Source organism: Streptomyces daghestanicus (assembly GCF_020521275.1).
GTDB classification, from domain to species: Bacteria; Actinomycetota; Actinomycetes; order Streptomycetales; family Streptomycetaceae; genus Streptomyces; species Streptomyces griseoviridis.
Window position 1 is genome coordinate 703,330 of the sequence record NZ_BNDX01000008.1, and the last position, 19,400, is coordinate 722,729.

16 protein-coding genes are annotated in these 19,400 nt (G+C 73.3%); 3 read left to right on the plus strand and 13 right to left on the minus strand.

Annotated features, from left to right (window positions below):
• Positions 1-203: 203 nt before the first annotated feature.
• Positions 204-3,281 carry a putative bifunctional diguanylate cyclase/phosphodiesterase gene (locus tag Sdagh_RS12550; protein WP_189419821.1) on the minus strand — a complete coding sequence of 1,026 codons (3,078 nt, stop codon included), beginning with the start codon at positions 3,279-3,281 and terminating at the stop codon, positions 204-206.
• Positions 3,282-3,815: 534 nt separating this feature from the next.
• Positions 3,816-4,778, minus strand: coding sequence for a 2-hydroxyacid dehydrogenase (locus Sdagh_RS12555; protein WP_190077439.1), 963 nt, complete (start codon positions 4,776-4,778; stop codon positions 3,816-3,818).
• A 77-nt stretch (positions 4,779-4,855) separates the two neighbouring features.
• On the opposite strand from Sdagh_RS12555, the gene Sdagh_RS12560 reads away from it, so the two are divergent.
• Both Sdagh_RS12560 and Sdagh_RS12565 read left to right on the plus strand, forming a co-directional pair.
• Positions 4,856-5,854: an aldo/keto reductase gene (locus Sdagh_RS12560; protein WP_189419825.1), complete on the plus strand. Its 999-nt coding sequence runs from the start codon at positions 4,856-4,858 to the stop codon at positions 5,852-5,854.
• Between the two features lie 86 nt (positions 5,855-5,940).
• Positions 5,941-7,125, plus strand: coding sequence for a PQQ-dependent sugar dehydrogenase (locus Sdagh_RS12565; RefSeq protein ID WP_226535077.1), 1,185 nt, complete (start codon positions 5,941-5,943; stop codon positions 7,123-7,125).
• Here the strand turns inward: Sdagh_RS12565 and Sdagh_RS12570 are convergent.
• From Sdagh_RS12570 to Sdagh_RS12605, 8 genes are all read right to left on the minus strand, one after another.
• Positions 7,122-7,361, minus strand: coding sequence for a DUF6191 domain-containing protein (locus Sdagh_RS12570; RefSeq protein WP_189419829.1), 240 nt, complete (start codon positions 7,359-7,361; stop codon positions 7,122-7,124). The genes Sdagh_RS12565 and Sdagh_RS12570 overlap by 4 nt on opposite strands.
• Before the next feature lie 118 nt (positions 7,362-7,479).
• Positions 7,480-8,061, minus strand: coding sequence for a hypothetical protein (locus Sdagh_RS12575; RefSeq protein WP_189419831.1), 582 nt, complete (start codon positions 8,059-8,061; stop codon positions 7,480-7,482).
• A 35-nt stretch (positions 8,062-8,096) separates the two neighbouring features.
• Positions 8,097-8,672, minus strand: a complete 576-nt coding sequence (locus Sdagh_RS12580) for a GNAT family N-acetyltransferase (protein ID WP_189419833.1) — start codon at positions 8,670-8,672, stop codon at positions 8,097-8,099.
• 220 nt (positions 8,673-8,892) lie between these two features.
• On the minus strand, positions 8,893-10,407 hold the full coding sequence (gene gatB, locus Sdagh_RS12585; protein ID WP_190011642.1) for an Asp-tRNA(Asn)/Glu-tRNA(Gln) amidotransferase subunit GatB: 1,515 nt from the start codon (positions 10,405-10,407) through the stop codon (positions 8,893-8,895).
• A gap of 15 nt (positions 10,408-10,422) precedes the next feature.
• Entirely contained in the window at positions 10,423-10,602 is a 180-nt protein-coding gene (locus Sdagh_RS12590) for a hypothetical protein (RefSeq protein ID WP_226535338.1), read from the minus strand.
• Between the two features lie 56 nt (positions 10,603-10,658).
• Positions 10,659-12,152, minus strand: coding sequence for an Asp-tRNA(Asn)/Glu-tRNA(Gln) amidotransferase subunit GatA (gene gatA, locus Sdagh_RS12595; RefSeq protein ID WP_189419837.1), 1,494 nt, complete (start codon positions 12,150-12,152; stop codon positions 10,659-10,661).
• 5 nt (positions 12,153-12,157) lie between these two features.
• On the minus strand, positions 12,158-12,454 hold the full coding sequence (gatC, locus tag Sdagh_RS12600; protein ID WP_004925108.1) for an Asp-tRNA(Asn)/Glu-tRNA(Gln) amidotransferase subunit GatC: 297 nt from the start codon (positions 12,452-12,454) through the stop codon (positions 12,158-12,160).
• An 89-nt stretch (positions 12,455-12,543) separates the two neighbouring features.
• Positions 12,544-12,912: a DUF4267 domain-containing protein gene (locus Sdagh_RS12605; RefSeq protein ID WP_189419839.1), complete on the minus strand. Its 369-nt coding sequence runs from the start codon at positions 12,910-12,912 to the stop codon at positions 12,544-12,546.
• Between the two features lie 88 nt (positions 12,913-13,000).
• Between Sdagh_RS12605 and Sdagh_RS12610 the strand changes: the two genes are divergently transcribed.
• Complete coding sequence (locus Sdagh_RS12610; protein WP_190011641.1) at positions 13,001-13,585, plus strand: TetR/AcrR family transcriptional regulator; 585 nt, start codon at positions 13,001-13,003, stop codon at positions 13,583-13,585.
• 73 nt (positions 13,586-13,658) lie between these two features.
• On the opposite strand, the gene Sdagh_RS12615 is transcribed toward Sdagh_RS12610, so the two are convergent.
• From Sdagh_RS12615 to Sdagh_RS12625, 3 genes are all read right to left on the minus strand, one after another.
• The gene (locus tag Sdagh_RS12615; RefSeq protein WP_190077440.1) at positions 13,659-15,896 is read right to left on the minus strand and encodes a putative bifunctional diguanylate cyclase/phosphodiesterase; all 2,238 of its coding nucleotides are present in this window, start codon (positions 15,894-15,896) and stop codon (positions 13,659-13,661) included.
• Positions 15,897-16,168: 272 nt separating this feature from the next.
• Positions 16,169-18,364, minus strand: a complete 2,196-nt coding sequence (ligA, locus tag Sdagh_RS12620; protein WP_189419845.1) for an NAD-dependent DNA ligase LigA — start codon at positions 18,362-18,364, stop codon at positions 16,169-16,171.
• Positions 18,365-18,380: 16 nt separating this feature from the next.
• The gene (locus tag Sdagh_RS12625; RefSeq protein ID WP_190077441.1) at positions 18,381-19,388 is read right to left on the minus strand and encodes a methionine synthase; all 1,008 of its coding nucleotides are present in this window, start codon (positions 19,386-19,388) and stop codon (positions 18,381-18,383) included.
• Positions 19,389-19,400 lie beyond the last annotated feature (12 nt).

Sequence of the window (19,400 nt, forward strand, 5' to 3'; positions counted from 1 at the left end):
GCGCGGTCTGTGACCGCGGGGCGGCAGGTGCCTGTGCAACAAAAAACCCCTCGTGCCGAAAGGCAAGCGAGGGGAGCGCGCCGGGTGTGGGTCGCTGGGAGTTCCGGATCGCCCGGACGTCACCAGCTTCAGCCGACGCGCTGACCAAGTACGAGAATTCGGGTGCGCATGGAACTGACCCTCCCCCCGGCACGCACTCACTGTCAAGTGGGTGGGACGGGAGTCTCATTATGTGAGCGCAGTGCCGTGCCACCTCCGAGAACGGCCGGTACGCCGCCGGAGACCTGGCTGGTGAGACCGGTGCCGACGGTCCCGTTGACCCCCGCGGCGAGCCCCCCTGCAGGGCCCGTCGCACAGCCCGCGCCGACGGGTCCGGCTCCCGCGAACGCGGGCTCGGCCGGGCCGTGCGGCACGGGGAACCGCCCGCCGGCGAGCGCCCGGCGCAGCCGGTGCTCGTCGAGCGGTCCGCAGAACGCCATGCCCTGTCCGTGGGTGCAGCCCATCGCGCGCAGCGCGACGACCTGTTCGGGCAGGTCCACCCCGTCGGCCACGGACGTCAGCCCGAGGTCGGCGGCGATCCGCAGCAGCCCCCTGGTGATCTTGTGCAGCCGCGCGGACTCCACGACGCCCTCGACCATGCTCCGGTCGAGCTTGAGGATGTCGACGGGGAGCCGGCGCAGCGCCGGGACGGCCGCGTGGCCGCTGCCGAAGCCGTCGAGCGCGATACGGACGCCCGCCCGCCGCAGCGCGCCCAGGCGGCGCTCCAGTTCGTCCATCGGGACCCGGGGTTCGATGTCGGCCAGCTCGATCACCAGGGAGCCCGGCGGCAGCCCGTAGCGGGTCAGCAGGGCCTCCACCGAGCCGAGGGGCATCGAGCGGTCCAGCAGCCGGCGGGCGCCGACGCGGACGGCCACGGGGGCGCCGGCGCCGGCCGCCGCCCGGTCCGCCGCCTGCTCGACGGCTTTCTGGATCATCCACCGGTCCAGCTCGGCGGTCCGGTCGGCGTCGTCGGTGACCCGCACGAACTCGGCGGGGGTGAACAGGACGCCCTGCGAGGAGCGCCAGCGCGCCTGGGCGCAGACCGACGTGATCCGGCCGTCCTCCAGGGAGACCACGGGCTGGTGCAGCAGCGCGAACTCCCCGTCGTGCAGCGCGGCCCGCAGCCGGGTCGCCAGCTCGGCCTTGCGGACGACGTCCTGCTGCATCTGCGGCTTGTACAGCTCGACGCGGCCCTTGCCGCCCGCCTTGGCCCGGTACATCGCCAGGTCGGCGTTGCGCAGCAGCTCGCCCGCGCCGAGGCCGGGCTCGGCGAAGGCGACGCCGATGGAGGCGTTGACCCTGACGTCGTTGCCGTCGATGAGATAGGGCTGGGAGAGGGTCAGCCTGAGGCGGTCGGCGAGCTCCAGGATGTGTCCCTCGCGGGCGGCCCGGTCCCGGGTGCCGTCCCCGACGATCAGGGCCGCGAACTCGTCGCCGCCCAGCCGGGAGGCGGTGTCGCCCTGGCGGACCGCCTCGTGGAGTCTGCGGGCGGCCTGGACGAGGAGTTCGTCCCCGGCCTGGTGCCCGATGGTGTCGTTGACGGCCTTGAAGCCGTCGAGGTCGATGAAGAGGACGGCGGTGCCGCGCAAGGCGGCGCCCCGGTCGGAGGCGCGGCGGCCGGACAGGGCCTGCTGGACGCGCTTGGTGAACAGGGCGCGGTTGGGCAGGTCGGTGAGCGGGTCGTGCTCCGCGTTGTGCTGGAGCTGTGCCTGGAGGCGGACGCGCTCGGTGACGTCACGGCTGTTGAAGATGAGGCCGCCGTGGTGGCGGTTGACGGTGGACTCGACGTTGAGCCAGCCGCCGTCGCCGGAGCGGAAGCGGCATTCGATGCGGGTGGTGGGCTCCTCCGCGGGACTGGCGGCGAGGAAGCGGCGCACCTCGTGCACCACGCAGCCGAGGTCCTCGGGGTGGATGAGGTCGGCCAGCTCACCGCCGACGAGTTCCTCGGCGGGGCGGCCGTAGACCCCGGCGGCGGCCGGGGAGACGTAGCGCAGGATGCCGTTGGGCGCGGCGATCATGATGACGTCGCTGGAGCCCTGCACCAGGGAGCGGAAGTGGTTCTCCTTCTGGGCCAGTTCCTGGGTGAGGGTGATGTTGTCGAGCAGCATGATGCCCTGGCGCACGACGAGGGCGAGGACGACCGTGCCGCCGGTGAGCAGGACGACGCGGTCGACGCTGTGCCCGTTGAGCACGTTGTAGAGGATGCTCAGGGTGCAGACGGCCGCGGCGAGGTAGGGCGTGAGGGCGGCCAGCGATCCGGCGATGGGCCGGGCGGCGGAGTAGCGGCTGTGCTCGCCGCCCGGCGCGAACGCCGGGTGGTGGGCGGCGCCGGGGTGCCCCAGGAGGTGTCCGCGGGCCGGGAGCGGGTATCTGTCGGCGCCCGCCGGGCCGTCGTCGTCACCGTGCTGCCGGGGCGCGGCCCAGGGCGCGTACGCGAGGAGCAGCGAGCCGGCGAACCAGCCCGCGTCCAGCAGCTGGCCCGAGCGGTAGTCGGCGTGCAGCAGCGGCGAGGTGAACAGGGCGTCGCACATCACCGTCAGGGCGAGCGCGCCGATCGCGGTGTTGACCGCGCACCGGTACACCGGTGCGCGCCGGAAGTGCAGCGCGAGCACGATGCTGATCAGGGCGATGTCGAGCAGCGGGTACGCCAGGGAGAGCGCGGTGTGCGCCACGCTGGAGCCGTCGACCTTGGCGGCCTGGGCGAGCGCGAGGCTCCAGGCCAGGGTGAGCAGCGAGCCGCCGATCAGCCAGGCGTCGAGGCCGAGGCAGACCCAGCCTGCCCGGGTCACCGGCCGCTTGGCGAACACCAGCAGGCCGACGATGGCGGGCGGCGCGAAGCAGAGGAAGAACAGGTCGGCGTAGCTGGGGCTGGGCACGGGCTGCCGCAGGACGACCTCGTACCACCCCCAGACCACGTTGCCCGCGGACGCCATGGCCGAGGAGAGGGCGAACAGCAGCCAGGCGGGCCGGAAGCGGATGCCGGGGCTGCGGGCGTAGAGGAAGCAGGAGACGGCCGCGGCGGCGGCCGCGGCGGCCAGTCCGAAGTCGCCCATGAACAGGGCGAGTCGGGGGGAGCCCCAGCCGAGCGCGGAGCCGATGGCGTAGGCCGCGCAGACCAGGGCCAGCACCAGCCGGCCGGCCAGTCTGCCGCCGGTGACGGCGGGCGGCCGGGCGGACCGCGGCGCGGGCGCGGGCCGGGAGCGCAGGGCGCCGTCCAGGACGGGCGCGGGAGGAGGCGGCATCACCAGGGCCTCCCGGTCCGCGCCGCGCCCGGGTCCCGCGGGTCCCGGTGCGCCGGGTCGACGGGGCCGGGTCGGCCGCCGTGCCCGCGCTGGTGGTGGCCGGGATGGCGCCGGCCGTGCTGGTGATGGTCGTGCTGGTGCCGGCAGTGGTGGTGATGGCCGCCGGGCCGGCCGAGGTGGCCGTGCCCGCCCCGGCCGCTCGCCGCCGTGCACCAGGGCCGTCGACGGCGGCTCCGCCGCGTCGGATCGTGGGTCCAAAGGCCGTGCATCGCCCGTCGCCCCCCTCACAGTCTCCATGTCCGTCCCCGGCGCCGAACGGTGCGCGGCGCAACCCCTGTCGGGACGATACACCAGTATCGTCACTCAGGGACATAGGTTCTCTACGCTCCGTGACGACCAGGGAATATGCGGGTACCCACCGCTCCCGAAGGAACGCGGAGGGTGCCCGAAGCGGATCGCGCCGTCGTCGCGACGAGTGCGCCGCCCGTACCGAACCGGCATGGAAAACGCGCCGGTTGCGCGCGGCGCCCGGGGTCACGCGCCGGAAGCGCCCGTCGTCAGTATCACGTTGCGCAGCGGCTCGCCGTTCACGAACCGGGTCAGCTGGTCGGTCACCAGCCGCTTGGCGCGCGGCAGGAAGGCGGAGGTCGGGCCGCCGACGTGCGGGCTGATCAGCACGCCCGGCGCCTGCCACAGGGGATGGCCCGCCGGCAGCGGCTCGGGGTCGGTGACGTCGAGGGCGGCGGTGATCCGGCCGCGCCGCGTCTCGGCCAGCAGCGCCTCGGTGTCGACCACCGGGCCCCGGGCCACGTTGACCAGCAGGGCGCCGTCCTTCATCCGGGCCAGGAACCCGGCGTCCACCAAGTGCCGGGTCTCCTCGGTGAGCGGCGTGCAGAGGATGACGACGTCCGCCTCCGGGAGCAGGGCGGGCAGTTCGGCGAGTGGATGCACCGGACCGCGCGCCGTCGTGCGCGCGGAGCGCGCGACCCGTGCCACCCGCGCCACCTCGAAGGGCACGAGCCGGTCCTCGGTCGCCGCGCCGATCGCGCCGTACCCGACGATCAGCACGTTCCTGTCGGCGAGCGCCGGCCGGAATCCGCCCAGCCACTCCCCCTTGTCCTGGGCACGCACGAAGTCGGGGACGCCGCGCAGCGCGGCCAGTGTCAGGGTGAGGGCCAGTTCTGCGGTGCTGGCCTCGTGGACGCCGCGCGCGTTGCAGAGGCGGACGCCGGGCGGGAGCGCCTCCAGCCGTCCCATGACGTCGTCGACGCCCGCGGTGAGCGTCTGGACGACCTGGACGCCGCCGAGGTGCTCCAGCGGCCTGACCCGCACCGGGTGCGGCTTCATGTACGGCACGACGTAGACGGCGCACCGTGCGGGGTCGCCGGGGAAGTCCTGGTCACCGTCGTCACCTCCGTCCCAGAACAGGTACCGGGGACCCTCGGGGAGCCCGTCTATCTCGTCCGGCCGGATGGGCAGCCATACCTCAGCAGTCATGGTCAGGAGGCTATGTCAGGGGCCAGGAACGGCAGAGGTTAGGTTGGGGTGGCCACAGGAGGGAGGGTCACGACCACGTGGAGCGCAGGACGATCGGCGCGCCGGCACTCGCGGTGGGGGCCGTCGGACTCGGGTGCATGCCGATGAACTGGGCGTACAGCACGTCCCGGCAGCGCGGCGACGAGTCGCTCAGGGCGGTGCACCGGGCGCTGGACCTGGGCTGCTCCCTGCTGGACACCGCGGACATGTACGGCCCGTTCACCAACGAGCTGCTGCTGGGGCGGGTGTTGAAGGAACGGCGGGCCGACGCCTTCGTGTCGACGAAGGTGGGGCTGCTCGTCGGCGACCAGCACATCGTGGCCAACGGCCGCCCCGGGTATGTGAAGCGGGCCTGCGACGCGTCCCTGCGCCGCCTCCAGACCGACGTGATCGACCTCTACCAGCTGCACCGGGCCGACCCCGAGGTCCCCGTGGAGGAGACCTGGGGCGCGATGGCGGAGCTGGTGCGGGCCGGGAAGGTCCGGGCGCTGGGGCTGTGCGCGGTGGGCGCCCGGTCGGCGCGGCGGACCGGGACCGGCCTGCACGACGCGACGATCCGGCAACTGGAGCGGGTGCAGCAGGTGTTCCCGGTGAGCGCGGTCGAGGCGGAGCTGTCCGTATGGTCGCCGGAGGCGCTGTGGGCGCTGCTGCCGTGGTGCGCGGCGCGCGGGGTGGGTTTCCTGGCGGCGATGCCGCTGGGCAACGGTTTCCTGACCGGCACCCTGCGTCCCGGCGAGGGTTTCGAACCGGACGACCCGCGGGCCCGGCACCCCCGGTTCACCGCCGAGATGATGGCCGCCAACCAGCCGATCGTGGCCGGTCTGCGCCGGATCGCGGCCCGGCACGGCGAGGGGGTCACGCCCGCGGCGGTGGCGCTGGCCTGGGTGCTGGCGCAGGGCCCGCACGTGGTCCCGGTGCCGGGCACCAAGCAGGAGCGCTGGGTGACCCAGAACGCCGGCGCGGCGCGGCTGCGGCTGACGCCCGGGGACCTGGCGGAGGTGGCGGCGCTGCCGAGGGCGCTGGGCTCCTGGGAGTAGCCAGCGGGCGTACGGGATCGTCCGCGCGGGAACCTGTGGGGCACGAGCGGGGTTCGTCAGAGGGAACCCACCGCGTCGAAGGGACCGTGATCGTGCGACGTCGCGCCGTACCGGCCGTGCTGACCTGTGCCGTGCTGCTGCTGGCGGCCGGCTGCTCCTCCGGCGACGGGGACGGTGACGGTCCGGCGGGCTGGAACGAGCGGGCCACCCCGGGCCGTACGGCCACGGCGTCCCCGTCGTCCCCGTCGTCCGAGTCCGCCGAGCGGGCCGCGCCCGCGAAGGGCTCGGCCGAGGTGGTCCGTACGGTCGCCACCGGCCTGGACAGCCCCTGGGGCCTCGCCCCGCTCCCGGACGGCGGCCTGCTCGTCGCCTCCCGCGACGAGGGCACGATCACCCGGGTCGACCCCGCGACGGGGAAGAAGACGGAGCTGGGCGAGGTACCCGGGGTGTCCCCGGCCGGGGAGGGCGGCCTGCTCGGCATCGCGCTCTCCCCCAGTTACGCCGCCGACCGCACGGTCTACGCCTACTTCACCTCCGCCTCGGACAACCGGATCGTTCGCATGCTCCACGACGCGGACCGGCCGGCCGGCGAGCAGCTCGGCGCCCCGGACACGGTGTTCAAGGGCATCCCCAAGGGGTTCGTCCACAACGGCGGCCGGATCGCCTTCGGCCCGGACAAGCTGCTGTATGTGGGCACCGGCGAGAGCGGCGACACCGGTCTGTCCCAGGACAGGGAGTCCCTCGGCGGCAAGATCCTGCGGCTGACCCCGGAGGGCGACCCCGCGCCCGGCAACCCCTTCCCGGACTCCCCCGTGTACTCCTACGGCCACCGCAATGTGCAGGGGCTGGCCTGGGACGGGTCGCGGCACCTGTTCGCCGCGGAGTTCGGCCAGGACACCTGGGACGAGCTGAACGCGATCACGCCGGGCGGCAACTACGGCTGGCCCGAGGCGGAGGGCCGCTCGGACGACGGCTCCTACCGGGACCCGGTCGCCCAGTGGGGCACCGACGAGGCGTCCCCCAGCGGCATCGCGTACGCCGAGGGGTCGGTGTGGATGGCGGGGCTGAAGGGCGAGCGGCTGTGGCGCGTGCCGCTGAAGGGCACCGAGGCGGCGGCCGAACCGCAGTCCTTCCTCACGGGCGAGTACGGCCGGCTGCGCACGGTCGTCGCGGCGGGTGCCGGCCGGCTCTGGCTGGTGACCAGCAACACCGACGGCCGGGGCGGCCCGGCGAAGGGTGACGACCGGATCCTGGAGCTGAAGGTGAGTTAGGCCGCGCCGTCCTCGCCGGGCTCGGGGTCGGCGTCGGACTCGGGGTCGGCGTCGGACTCGGGGTCGGACTCCGGCCGTCCGGGCGGCCGGACGACGACCTTGCCGGAGGTGAGGTCTATCGGCCCGTGCCCGGGGTCGCCGTCACCGACGTCCTCCCGGGTCAGTTCCAGCCGGTTCTGTTCGTCCCGGGTGTGCTTGCGGCCGGGTGCGAACAGTTCGTCGAAAGCGTTGAACACATGACCTCCTCGGCCGGTGTCCCCAGCGTACGTCCCGCCCGGCCGGTCCGCGGAGGTCCGGACGCACGTGAGGGGCCCCACAGTCGCCCGTGCGGCCCCTCACGAGGGTCCCGTGCGCTCAGCTCGCCGAGGGCAGGCCCAGCAGGACGTCGGTGTACTTCAGGACGGCGAGGAGCAGGCCGATCACGCCCAGCGCGACGCCCGCCCAGCTCACCGACTTGATCCACGGGGCCTGCGGGCGGCCGGGCGCGCCGAACGCGGGCCGGGCCAGCACGACGACGCCGACGATGAGCGCGACCAGGGCGAACACGCCGCCCCAGAGCGCGGTGGCCTGCCAGGCGTTGCCGTAGCCCTTCTCGATCAGCGTGGCCACGTCGGAGGACGAGGAGGTCGACAGCTGGCCGACCAGCGACTCGCGGGCGGACGCCACGGTGCCCACCCAGCTCCCGGTCAGCGACACGACGCCGAGCCCGGCGGAGACCACCGCACCCGCGCCCTGGCCGACACCGGTGGGGCCCGGCCCGGCGGCGGCACCGTCCTCGGCGGCCGCCTCGCCGTCCTCGACGGGGCTCGCGTCCTTCGCCGTCCCCGCGTCCGCGGCCCGCGGCGTCTCCGGTGCCTCGTCGGCGCCGGAGACGGCCGCCCTGTCCTCGTCCGCCTTGGTCGCGGCGCCGGTCTCGTCCACTGTCTTCGTTCCCATGTCTCGCACCGTACGGACGCTCTCTGAGAGGTCCCTTAATGATCGTTGTGAGAGGTACGCGCACGTGCCGCCCGCCACTCGGGCGCGAGCACCGCCCATATCTCGATGTCCTGGCGCACCCCACGGTACGGGTAGTGCTCGCGGAGCACGCCCTCGCGGGTCATGCCGAGCCGCCGGGCCGTGTTGACGCTGGCCGTGTTGGTGACGGCCGCGTACCACTCCACGCGGTGCATGCCGCGCTCGTCGAAGGCCCAGTCGATCAGGGTCCGGGCGCCGCGGGTGACCAGGCCCTTGCCGGTGGCCGCCGGTTCCAGCCAGCAGCCGATCTCGCAGACGCCGGTGGCGGCGTCGAAGGTCCGGAACATCAGTCCGCCGACCAGCTCGCCGCCGAGCCACAGCCCGTGCAGGGAGCCGCTGTCGGCGGCCCGCTTGTTCGCGTACGCGGTGAGCTGGGCCCGCGCGGAGGCGGTGTCGGTGACCTGGGTGCCGAACGGGATGAACCGGGTGATGAAGTCCCGGCCGCGACCGATGTGGGCGAGGAACTCGTCGGCGTGCCAGGGTTCCAGGGGGCGCAGTTCGGCTCCGTCGTCACCCAGCGATATCGCGTACATCCCGGTCCGGCTCCTTCTCCCACACGCTGTTCACGTCTGCGGTGAGCCTCTCATGCGCGGCGCGGCACTCGGGAGGTCCGGCGCCGATCCGGGGCAGCCGGGGATCACCTGGGTGCCGGATCACGGTGTGGCTGTCGCCGCCGAGGGTCTCCCCGCGCCGGTGGACAGGAAGGGGGGCACGCCGTGCCCGGCGTGCCCCCCTTCCTCCGCGAGGAGTGACTCAGCCCTCCTCGACCCCCAGCTTCTGGAGGATCAGTTCCTTCACGCGGGCCGCGTCCGCCTGGCCGCGCGTCGCCTTCATGACCGCGCCGACCAGCGCGCCGGCCGCGGCGACCTTGCCGGACTGGATCTTGGCGACGATGCCGGCGTTGCCGGCGATCGCCTCGTCCACGGCGGCCGACAGGGCGCCCTCGTCCGACACGACCTTCAGGCCGCGCTTGTCGACGACCTCGTCCGGCGTGCCCTCGCCGGCGAGGACGCCCTCGATGACCTGGCGGGCCAGCTTGTCGTTGAGGTCGCCCTTCGCCACCAGCTCGGTCACCCGGGCCACCTGCGCGGGCGTGATGGCCAGCTCGTCCAGCGCCTTCTGCGACTCGTTGGCGCTGCGGGCCAGCTCGCCCATCCACCACTTGCGGGCGGACGCCGCGTCCGCCCCGGCCTCGATGGTGGCGACGATCGGGTCGAGCGCGCCGGCGTTGAGGATGGCCTGCATGTCGGTGCCGGAGATGCCCCACTCCTCGCGGAGCCGGTTGCGGCGCACCAGCGGCAGCTCGGGCAGGGAGGCGCGGATCTCCTCGACCCACTCGCGGGCGGGCGCCACGGGCACCAGGTCGGGCTCCGGGAAGTACCGGTAGTCCTCGGCCTCCTCCTTCACGCGGCCCGAGGTCGTGGACCCGGTGTCCTCGTGGAAGTGGCGGGTCTCCTGGACGATCGTGCCGCCGGAGGAGAGCACGGCCGCGTGCCGCTGGATCTCGAAGCGGGCCGCGCGCTCCACGGACCGCAGCGAGTTGACGTTCTTCGTCTCGGACCGCGTGCCGAACTTCTGCTGGCCGTGCGGGCGCAGCGACAGGTTCACGTCGCAGCGCATCTGGCCCATCTCCATGCGGGCCTCGGAGACGCCGAGGGCGCGGATGACCTCGCGCAGCTCGCGGACGTACGCCCGCGCGACCTCCGGCGCGCGCTCCCCGGCGCCCTCGATCGGCTTGGTGACGATCTCGATGAGCGGGATGCCGGCCCGGTTGTAGTCCAGCAGCGAGTGGGACGCGCCGTGGATACGGCCCGTGGCGCCGCCGACGTGCGTCGACTTGCCGGTGTCCTCCTCCATGTGGGCGCGCTCGATCTGCACCCGGAAGGTCTCGCCGTCCTCCAGCTGGACGTCGAGGTAGCCGTCGAAGGCGATGGGCTCGTCGTACTGGGAGGTCTGGAAGTTCTTCGGCATGTCCGGATAGAAGTAGTTCTTCCGGGCGAAGCGGCACCACTCGGCGATGGAGCAGTTCAGCGCGAGGCCGATCCTGATCGCGGACTCGACGCCGGTCGCGTTGACGACCGGGAGCGCGCCGGGCATGCCGAGGCAGACCGGGCAGGTCTGGGTGTTCGGGTCGGCGCCGAGCGCGGTCGAACAGCCGCAGAACATCTTGGTCTTGGTGCCGAGTTCGACATGGACCTCAAGGCCCATGACGGGGTCGTACGACGCGAGTGCGTCCTCGTACGACACCAGGTCGGTCGTGGTGGTCACGGTGCTACTTCCCTCTCAGCCCAGCAGGACGTCGTCGTCGCCCAGCCGCTTCAGCTCGCGGTAGAGGATGGCGAGGCCGGTGACGATGGCGGCGGCGGACACGGCGGCGTCGACGAGCCGGAGCGTGTCGCTCTCGGCGCGGGCGAGCTTCGCCTGCTTGGCGACGCTGAGCGCGCCGAACGCGGTGGTGGCCATGGACAGGTACAGGCCGTTCTTGGACTTCTTGAAGCCCTTGGCCTTCGACAGCTTGCTCACAGCGACGGAGCCTCCTCAAGCAGCGGGTGGCCCCACTTTTCCACGAAGGCGGCCTCGACGGCGGCGCCGACCTTGTACAGCCGGTCGTCCTTCAGGGCGGGGGCGATGATCTGCAGGCCCACCGGCAGGTTGTCCTCCGGCGCCAGGCCGCAGGGCAGCGACATGGCGGCGTTGCCCGCGAGGTTGGTGGGGATGGTGCACAGGTCGGCGAGGTACATCGCCATCGGGTCGTCGGCGCGCTCGCCGATCGGGAAGGCGGTGGTCGGGGTCGTCGGGGAGACGATCACGTCGACCTGCTCGAACGCCTTCTCGAAGTCGCGGGTGATGAGCGTACGGACCTTCTGTGCGGAGCCGTAGTACGCGTCGTAGTACCCGCTGGACAGGGCGTACGTGCCCAGCATGATGCGGCGCTTGACCTCGGGGCCGAAGCCGGCCTCTCGGGTCAGGGAGGTGACCGCCTCGGCCGAGTGCGTGCCGTCGTCGCCGGTCCGCAGGCCGTAGCGCAGGCCGTCGAAGCGGGCGAGGTTGGAGGAGCACTCGGACGGCGCGATCAGGTAGTACGCCGACAGGGCGAGGTCGAAGGACGGGCAGTCCAGCTCGACGATCTCGGCGCCCAGTTCCCTCAGCAGTGCGACGGACTCGTCGAACCGCTGGATGACGCCGGCCTGGTAGCCCTCGCCGCGGAACTGCTTGACGACGCCGACCCGCATCCCGGCGACCGAGCCGTTGCGGGCGGCCTCGACGACCGGCGGGACCGGCGCGTCGACGGAGGTGGAGTCCATCGGGTCGTGCCCGGCGATCACCTCGTGCAGCAGGGCCGCGTCCAGGACCGTACGGGCGCAGGGGCCGCCCTGGTCGAGGGAGGAGGAGAACGCCACCATGCCGTAGCGGGAGACGCCGCCGTACGTCGGCTTGACGCCGACCGTGCCGGTGACGGCCGCGGGCTGGCGGATGGAGCCGCCGGTGTCGGTGCCGATGGCCAGCGGCGCCTGGAAGGCGGCGAGCGCGGCGGAGGAACCGCCGCCGGATCCGCCGGGGACGCGGGTGAGGTCCCAGGGGTTGCCGGTCGGGCCGTAGGCGCTGTTCTCGGTGGAGGACCCCATGGCGAACTCGTCCATGTTGGTCTTGCCGAGGATGACGACGTCGGCGGCCTTGAGCTTCCTGGTGACCGTGGCGTCGTAGGGCGGGATCCAGCCCTCCAGCATCTTGGAGCCGACGGTGGTGGGGATGCCCTCGGTGGTGAAGATGTCCTTCAGCGCGAGGGGGACGCCGGCCAGCGGGCCGAGCTTCTCCCCCCGCGCGCGCTTCTCGTCCACGGCGCGGGCCTGGGCGAGAGCGCCCTCGCGGTCGACGTGCAGGAAGGCGTGGACCTTCTCGTCGACGGCCTCGATGCGGGCGAGGTGGGCCTCGGTGACCTCGACGGCCGTCAGCTCGCCGGAGGCGATCTTCGCGGCGATCTCGGCGGCGGTGAGCTTGATGATGTCGCTCATGGCGGTTACTCCTCCCCCAGGATCTGCGGCACCTTGAAACGCTGCTGCTCCTGGGCCGGGGCGCCGGAGAGCGCCTGCTCGGGCGTGAGCGACGGACGGACCTCGTCCGGCCGCATGACATTGGTCAGCGGGAGCGGGTGCGAGGTCGGCGGTACGTCTTGGTCGGCGACCTCGCTGACGCGGGCGACCGCGCCGATGATGTCGTCCAGCTGTCCCGCGAAGTGATCGAGCTCTTCGGGCTTCAGCTCCAGACGCGCCAGCCGGGCGAGGTGGGCGACCTCCTCGCGCGTGATGCCAGGCATGCAGCGTTCCTCTGGGGTGAGAGTGGGTGTTCCGGTATGTCGCCCAATCCTATGGGGCGGCGCCCTTCGCCCGTTAAACGGTTTCCCCCTCAGACGGCGAACAGCAGCGCCGCGCTGATCAGGACGGTGACCGCGGTGGCGAAGTGGATGCCGAAGGCCACGGCCCTGGTGCCGCCGTGGCGCAGGACGACGAGCGTGTCGCCGAGCGGCACGATCACCACGGCGAGCATGAACCACGCCTCGGCGCGGGCGCCGGCGAAGACCAGCAGCGCCAGGCCCAGCACGCCGTAGGTGAGGTCCCTGAGCCCCTTGACGGACAGGTAGGCGGGGTCGCCGTCGGCCTTGGCGGGCACGCCGTACCCGGCGGCGGCGGGCCGGGGCCGGAGCAGGAAGCGGGCCCCGATGAACAGGATGAAGAGGTCGAGGACGACGGCCAGGGTGTAGGCGGTCACGGTCATGGATTTCCCCCTTGCTAGCGCTGCTAGATGATGTAGCGACGATAGAGCGTGCAGCGAAAGAATGTCTAGCGCTGCTAGCATCCCGGTCATGTCGATCCAGACGCGCCGGGAGCGCGAACGAGCGGAGCGGGAGCGGCTGATCGTCGCCGCCGCGCGGGAACTGGCCGAGGCCGAGGGGTGGGACGCGGTCACCACGCGGCGCCTGGCGGCCGAGATCGAGTACAGCCAGCCGGTCCTCTACAGCCACTTCAAGGGCAAGGACGCCATCATGGCGGCGGTCGCGGTGGAGGGGTTCGCGGAACTGGCCGCGGAGCTGCGGGCGGCCCGTACGGCGGTTCCGCCGGGCCGGGCGGCGCTCACGGCCGTGGGCGAGGCGTACACGGCGTTCGCGAGGCGCCGGCCCGCCCTGTACGACGCCATGTTCACGCTCACGGTGGGGCTGCCGTTCGCGACGCCGGAGGCACCGGCCGCGCTGCGGGCGGGCTTCGAGGAACTGTCCCGGGCAGTGGCCCCGGCCGCGGCGGAGGGCGACGACCCCGGGCTGCTCACCGAGACGTACTGGGCCGGTCTGCACGGCCTGGTGACGCTGATGCGCAGCGGACGGCTCCCGGAAGAGGCCCACGACCGCCGGCTGGCGCTGCTGACCGGCCGCTTCGCGGCGGGAGCGGCGTAAGCGCCCGGAGGCACACGGGCGACCGTGGGACCGGCCACGACGGGACCCGCCCCCGGCGACAAACCGGACCGCCCTACTCCTCCACAGCCGCCGGAAGGGCGGCGGCCGGCCGCTGCCAGCCCCTGGACCCCCGCGCCCGCAGCCAGGCCGTCGTCTCGTCCGGCGGCATCGCCGCGGCGACCAGCCACCCCTGTACGGCGTCGCAGCCGAGATCCCGCAGCCGCTCCCAGGTCTCGTCGTCCTCGACGCCCTCGGCGACGACCAGCAGCCCCAGCGAGTGCGCGAGGTCGACCGTGCAGCGCACGATCTCCGCGTCCTCGGTGTCGACGGCCAGCCGCGCCACGAAGGAACGGTCGATCTTCAGCTCGCTGACCGGCAGCTTGCGCAGATGGACGAGGGAGGAGTACCCCGTGCCGAAGTCGTCCAGGGACATCTTCACGCCGTGCCCGGTCAGCCCGGCGAGGGTGTCGGCGGCCCGCTGCGGGTCCTCCAGCAGGACGTGTTCCGTGATCTCCAGCTGGAGCGCGCCCGCCGGGACGCCGTGCCGGGCCAGCCGCGCGGCGACCGAACCGGCGAAGCCCGGGGTGTGCACGTCGCGCGGCGAGACATTGACCGCGACCGGCACGAACAGGCCCTGCGCCCGCCACCGGGCGACCTGGGCCAGCGCCGTCTCCAGCACGTACTCCGTCAGATGCGGCATCAGCCCGGAGGACTCGGCGATCGCTATGAACTCGTCCGGCGGCACCTTGCCGCGCTCCGGGTGCACCCACCGCACCAGCGCCTCCAGGCCGGCCACCTGCCCGTCGAAACGGACCTTGGGCTGGTAGTGCAGCTCCACGTCGCCCGTGTCCAGGGCGCGGCGCAGGTCGCCCAGCAGGCCGAGCCGGTCGGGGGTGTTGGAGTCCCGCTTGGACTCGTAGACCTCCACGCCCGTCCGGTCCCGCTTCGCCTGGTACATCGCCACGTCGGCGCGGCGCAGCAGCCCCTCGGCGTCCTGGCCGTGGTCGGGGAAGACGGCGACGCCCGCGCTGGCCTCCAGGACGAGGGTGAGGCCGTCCAGGTCGAGCGGGGAGCTGAGGGCGCCGACCAGGCCGCGGGCGACCCGGGTCGCGGACGTCGTGGAGTCGGCGACCGGCAGCAGGACGGCGAACTCGTCACCGCCGAGCCGCGCGGCCTCCGCCCCGCGCGGCAGCGCCGCCCGCAGCCGGTCGGCGATCTGGAGGAGCAGCCGGTCGCCGGCCAGGTGGCCAAGGGTGTCGTTGACCGAGCGGAACCGGTCGAGGTCGATCAGCATCAGGGCGGTGCGGACGCCGATGCGCTCGGCGTCGTCCAGCGCGGTCCAGATGCGCTCCTGGAGCCACTGCCGGTTGGGCAGCCCGGTCAGCGGGTCGCGCAACTGCTCCTCGGCGCGGGCGCGGGCGATCCGCAGGGTGGAGTCGAGGGCGATCAGCGGGATGGCGAACAGCGGCAGCAGCACCGGCTGCGCGAAGGCGACCACGCAGATCAGCGGCGCGATGCCGAGCAGGGCGATCGCGACCAGGCCCTGTCTGGCCAGCGCCGTGCGGGCGATGGTGGGCAGGCCGGGGCGGGGCGTGTGCAGGTACCAGAGCAGGGTGCGGGTGACGGCGAGGTAGGCGACGGCGACCAGGATCACCTGGGGGGCCGTGGCGGGTGTCCAGGTGGCCGGGTCCCAGGGGTGCTCGACGGACGGCGCCGAGCCGCAGGCGCCGAGCAGGGCGGCGCCCGCGGCGATGCCGAGCAGGTCCACCGCGCCGTGCAGCACGCCCTGCCGGCCGCGGCCCCGGCGGGCGGCGCCGACCAGGACGACGACGGTGAGGCTGACCAGGCCGGCCGGGACCCAGCCGTAGAGCAGCAGGACGGCGAGGGTGAGGGCGGCGCCGGAGCCGGTGCCGCCCCACCAGCGGGCGCGGCCGAGCAGCACGAGGTGGCCGACGACGATGCCGGTGAGCACGGCCAGGGACCAGCCGGCCGCGCCGGACGGGAAGAGCGCGTGCCCGCCGGTGAACGCCCGGTAGAACCCGGCGCCCAGGACGAACCCGGCCGCCGCGACCACCACGGCGGGCAACGTCGGCCAGGACTGGTGCCGTTCGGCGTCCGAGCCGGCACCGGACAGACCGTGGCCGGGGCCGGCGGCCGGGCGGGCGGCACCCCGGCCGGCCGGCGCGGCACCGGCGGTGCCCGGCCCGGCGCCGCCGCCCTCCGAAGGCCCCGTGGCCCACCGGCCGGCGCGCGCCGCGTCCAGCAGGCGGCGCAGCCGCGAGCCCGGGGCGGCGCTCTCGGTCGGTTCCATTCCCGTCCCTCTCACAGCCGGCGGTGCCCACGCCACGCGGCCCGGTGTCCGGCATCGACGTCCGACGGGCATCGACGGCTCCGCGTGGGAAAGTCCGTTTCCCGCCTCCTGCGGAGCACGGGGATGCCCCGGCCGTGGCGGGGCACGGCAGGCGCACGTCCCAACAGTAGGCCGCAGAAGGCTTCCACGGGCACCGGTCGTCGACGGTTGCCCGATTGCGCCCAGGCCACCCTTATGCATCTGGTATGCGCCGAACGGGTGGCCTTCAACCGCTATTCCTCAGCCGAAAGCGCGACCTCCGCGGCGGCTTCGGGCCCCTGTTCGAGCAGAAGGTCGAAACCGTCCTCGTCGAGCACCGGGACCTTCAGCTGCATCGCCTTGTCGTACTTGGACCCGGGGTTGTCACCCACGACGACGAACGAGGTCTTCTTCGACACCGAGCCGGTGACCTTGGCACCCCGGCTCTGCAGGGCCTCCTTGGCGCCGTCCCGGGTGAAGCGGTCGAGGGTGCCGGTGACGACGACGGTGAGTCCTTCGAGCGGGCGCGGCCCCTCGTCCTCGCCCGTCGACCGCTCCTCCAGGGGGACGCCGGCCGCCTTCCACTTGCGGACGATCTCGCGGTGCCAGTCCTCGGCGAACCACTCCTTGAGGGAGGCGGCGATGATCGGTCCGACCCCGTCGGTGGCCGCCAGCTCCTCCTCGCTCGCCTGCTCGACGCGGTCCAGGGAGCGGAACTGCCGGGCGAGTTCCTGGGCGGCGACCGGGCCGACGTGCCGGATGGAGAGGCCGTTGAGGAAGCGGGCCAGGGGGCGGTCCTTGGCGTCCTCGATGTTCTTCAGCAGCGCGAGGGTGTTCTTCTTCGGCTCGCCCTTCTGGTTGGCGAAGACGGTGACGACCTTCTCCTCGCCGGTCCGGGGGTCGCGCTTGGGCAGTCCGCTGTCCGGATCGAGGACGTACGCCTTGATGGGCAGCAGCTTCTCCACCGTGAGGTCGAACAGGTCGCCCTCGTCCCGCAGCGGCGGCTCGGCCGGCTCCAGCGGCTGGGTCAGCGCGGCGGCGGCGACGTCGCCGAAGTGCTCGATGTCCAGGCACTCCCGGCCCGCGAGATAGGAGAGCCGGCCGCGCAACTGGGCGGGGCAGGTCCGCGCGTTGGGGCAGCGGAGGTCGATGTCGCCCTCCTTCATGGGCCGCAGCGGCGTCCCGCACTCGGGGCACTCGGCGGGCATCACGAACTCCCGCTCGCTGCCGTCCCGCAGGTCGGCGACCGGGCCGAGGATCTCCGGGATGACGTCACCGGCCTTGCGCAGCACCACGGTGTCCCCGATGAGGACGCCCTTGGCCTTGACGACCTCCTGGTTGTGCAGCGTGGCGAACTCCACCTCGCTGCCGGCCACGGTGACCGGCTCGACCTGGGCGTACGGCGTGACCCGGCCGGTGCGGCCGACGCCGACCTTGATGTCCACGAGCTTGGTGTTGACCTCTTCCGGCGCGTATTTGTAGGCGATGGCCCAGCGGGGGGCGCGGGCGGTGGAGCCGAGCCGGCCCTGGAGGCGGATCTCGTCGAGCTTGACGACGACGCCGTCGATCTCGTGCACCACGGAGTGCCGGTTCTCGCCGTAGTAGGAGATGAACTCGTGGACTTCGGCGAGGGTCCCGACCGCCCGGTTGTACGGGGAGGTGGGCAGGCCCCACTCCTTGAGCAGGCCGTACGCCTCGGAGAGGCGGGTCAGGCCGGAGTAGCCCTCCAGGACGCCGATGCCGTGCACCACCATGTGCAGCGGGCGGGTGGCGGTGACGCGGGGGTCCTTCTGGCGGAGCGAACCGGCCGCCGCGTTGCGCGGATTGGCGAAGGGCTTGTCGCCGGCCTCGACGAGGCGGCGGTTCAGCTCCTCGAACTTCTCCATCGGGAAGTAGACCTCGCCGCGGATCTCCACGAGATCGGGGACGCGGTCGCCGGTCAGACGCTCGGGGATGTCGGCGATGGTGCGCACGTTGGGCGTGATGTCCTCGCCGGTGCGGCCGTCGCCGCGGGTGGCGGCGCGGACCAGACGGCCGTGCTCGTAGGTGAGGTTGACGGCGAGGCCGTCGACCTTCAGCTCGCACAGGTAGTGGAACTCCTGGTCGCCCAGCTCCTTGTGGAGGCGCTCGGCCCAGGCGGACAGCTCCTCCTCGTTGAACGTGTTGTCCAGGGAGAGCATGCGCGAGCGGTGCTCGACGGCCGTGAACTCCGTCTCGTAGGAGCCCGCGACCTTCTGCGTCGGGGACTGGGGGGTGCGCAGCGGCGGGTACTCCTCCTCCAGCGCCTCCAGGGAGCGCAGCAGCCGGTCGAAGTCCGCGTCGCTGATGACGGGGGCGTCCTTCACGTAGTACCGGAAGCGGTGCTCCTCGATCCGCTCAGCGAGCTGCGCGTGCTTCTCCCGTGCCTCGGCGGGCACGCTCGTCGTCTCCGCCTGCTTGTCGCCGGCCACCGTGTATGTCCTCCCGTTACTCTGGGTCGTCCGCGAGGGATCTCGCCGCCCGGACGCAGTGGGCGAAGGCCCGCCGCGCGTACTCGGGGGACGCCCCCTCGAGTCCGCACGTCGGAGTGACCGTGACCGCGTCCGCGAGAAGCCCCGGATGCAGCCCCAGCCTGCGCCACAGCGTCCTGACACCCATGACGCTACCGGCAGGGTCTGACAACGGGCCGTCGGCGGACGGCACGACACCGGCGAACAGCCGGGTGCCGCCCTCCACCGCTTCCCCGATCACCTCGTCGTCACGCTCGGTGAGCAGGGAGAAGTCGAGGGAGATGGCGCGCGCACCGGCCCGGCGCAGCAGGGCGAAGGGGACGTCCGGCGCGCAGGAGTGGACCACGGCCGGGCCGCCGCCGTGCACGCCGAGGACGTCGCGGAGGGCGGCCTCGACCACCTGCCGGTCGACGGCACGGTGGGTGCGGTAGCCGCTGGCGGTCCTGACCCGGCCGCGCAGGACGGCGGTGAGGGACGGCTCGTCGAGCTGGAGGACGATGTCCGCGCCGGGGATGCGGCGGGCGACCTCGGCGAGGTGCTGGCGCAGTCCCTCGGCGAGGGAGGCGGCGAGGTCGCGGCAGGCCCCGGCGTCGGAGAGCACCGCCTCGCCGCTCCGCAGTTCCAGCGCGGCGGCCAGCGTCCAGGGGCCGACGGCCTGGACCTTCAGCGGGCCCTCGTAGCCCTGGGTGAACTCCTCCAGGGCGTCGAGGTCCTCGCGCAGCCAGGCCCGGGCCCGCCGGGTGTCCCGGCCCGGCCGGTCCCCGAGCCGCCAGCCGCTGGGCTCCACGCGCGCGTACAGCTCGACGAGCATCCCGGCGGTGCGGCCGATCATGTCGGCGCCGGGCCCGCGGGCGGGCAGCTCGGGCAGGAACGGGAAGTCCTCGAAGGTGCCGGTGACGGTCTTGACGGCCTCACGCGCGTCCTGCCCCGGCAGGGACCCGATGCCGGTGGCGGGACCGAACCCGGTCTGGCTGTTTTCGCTCACCGGAGCAGCCTA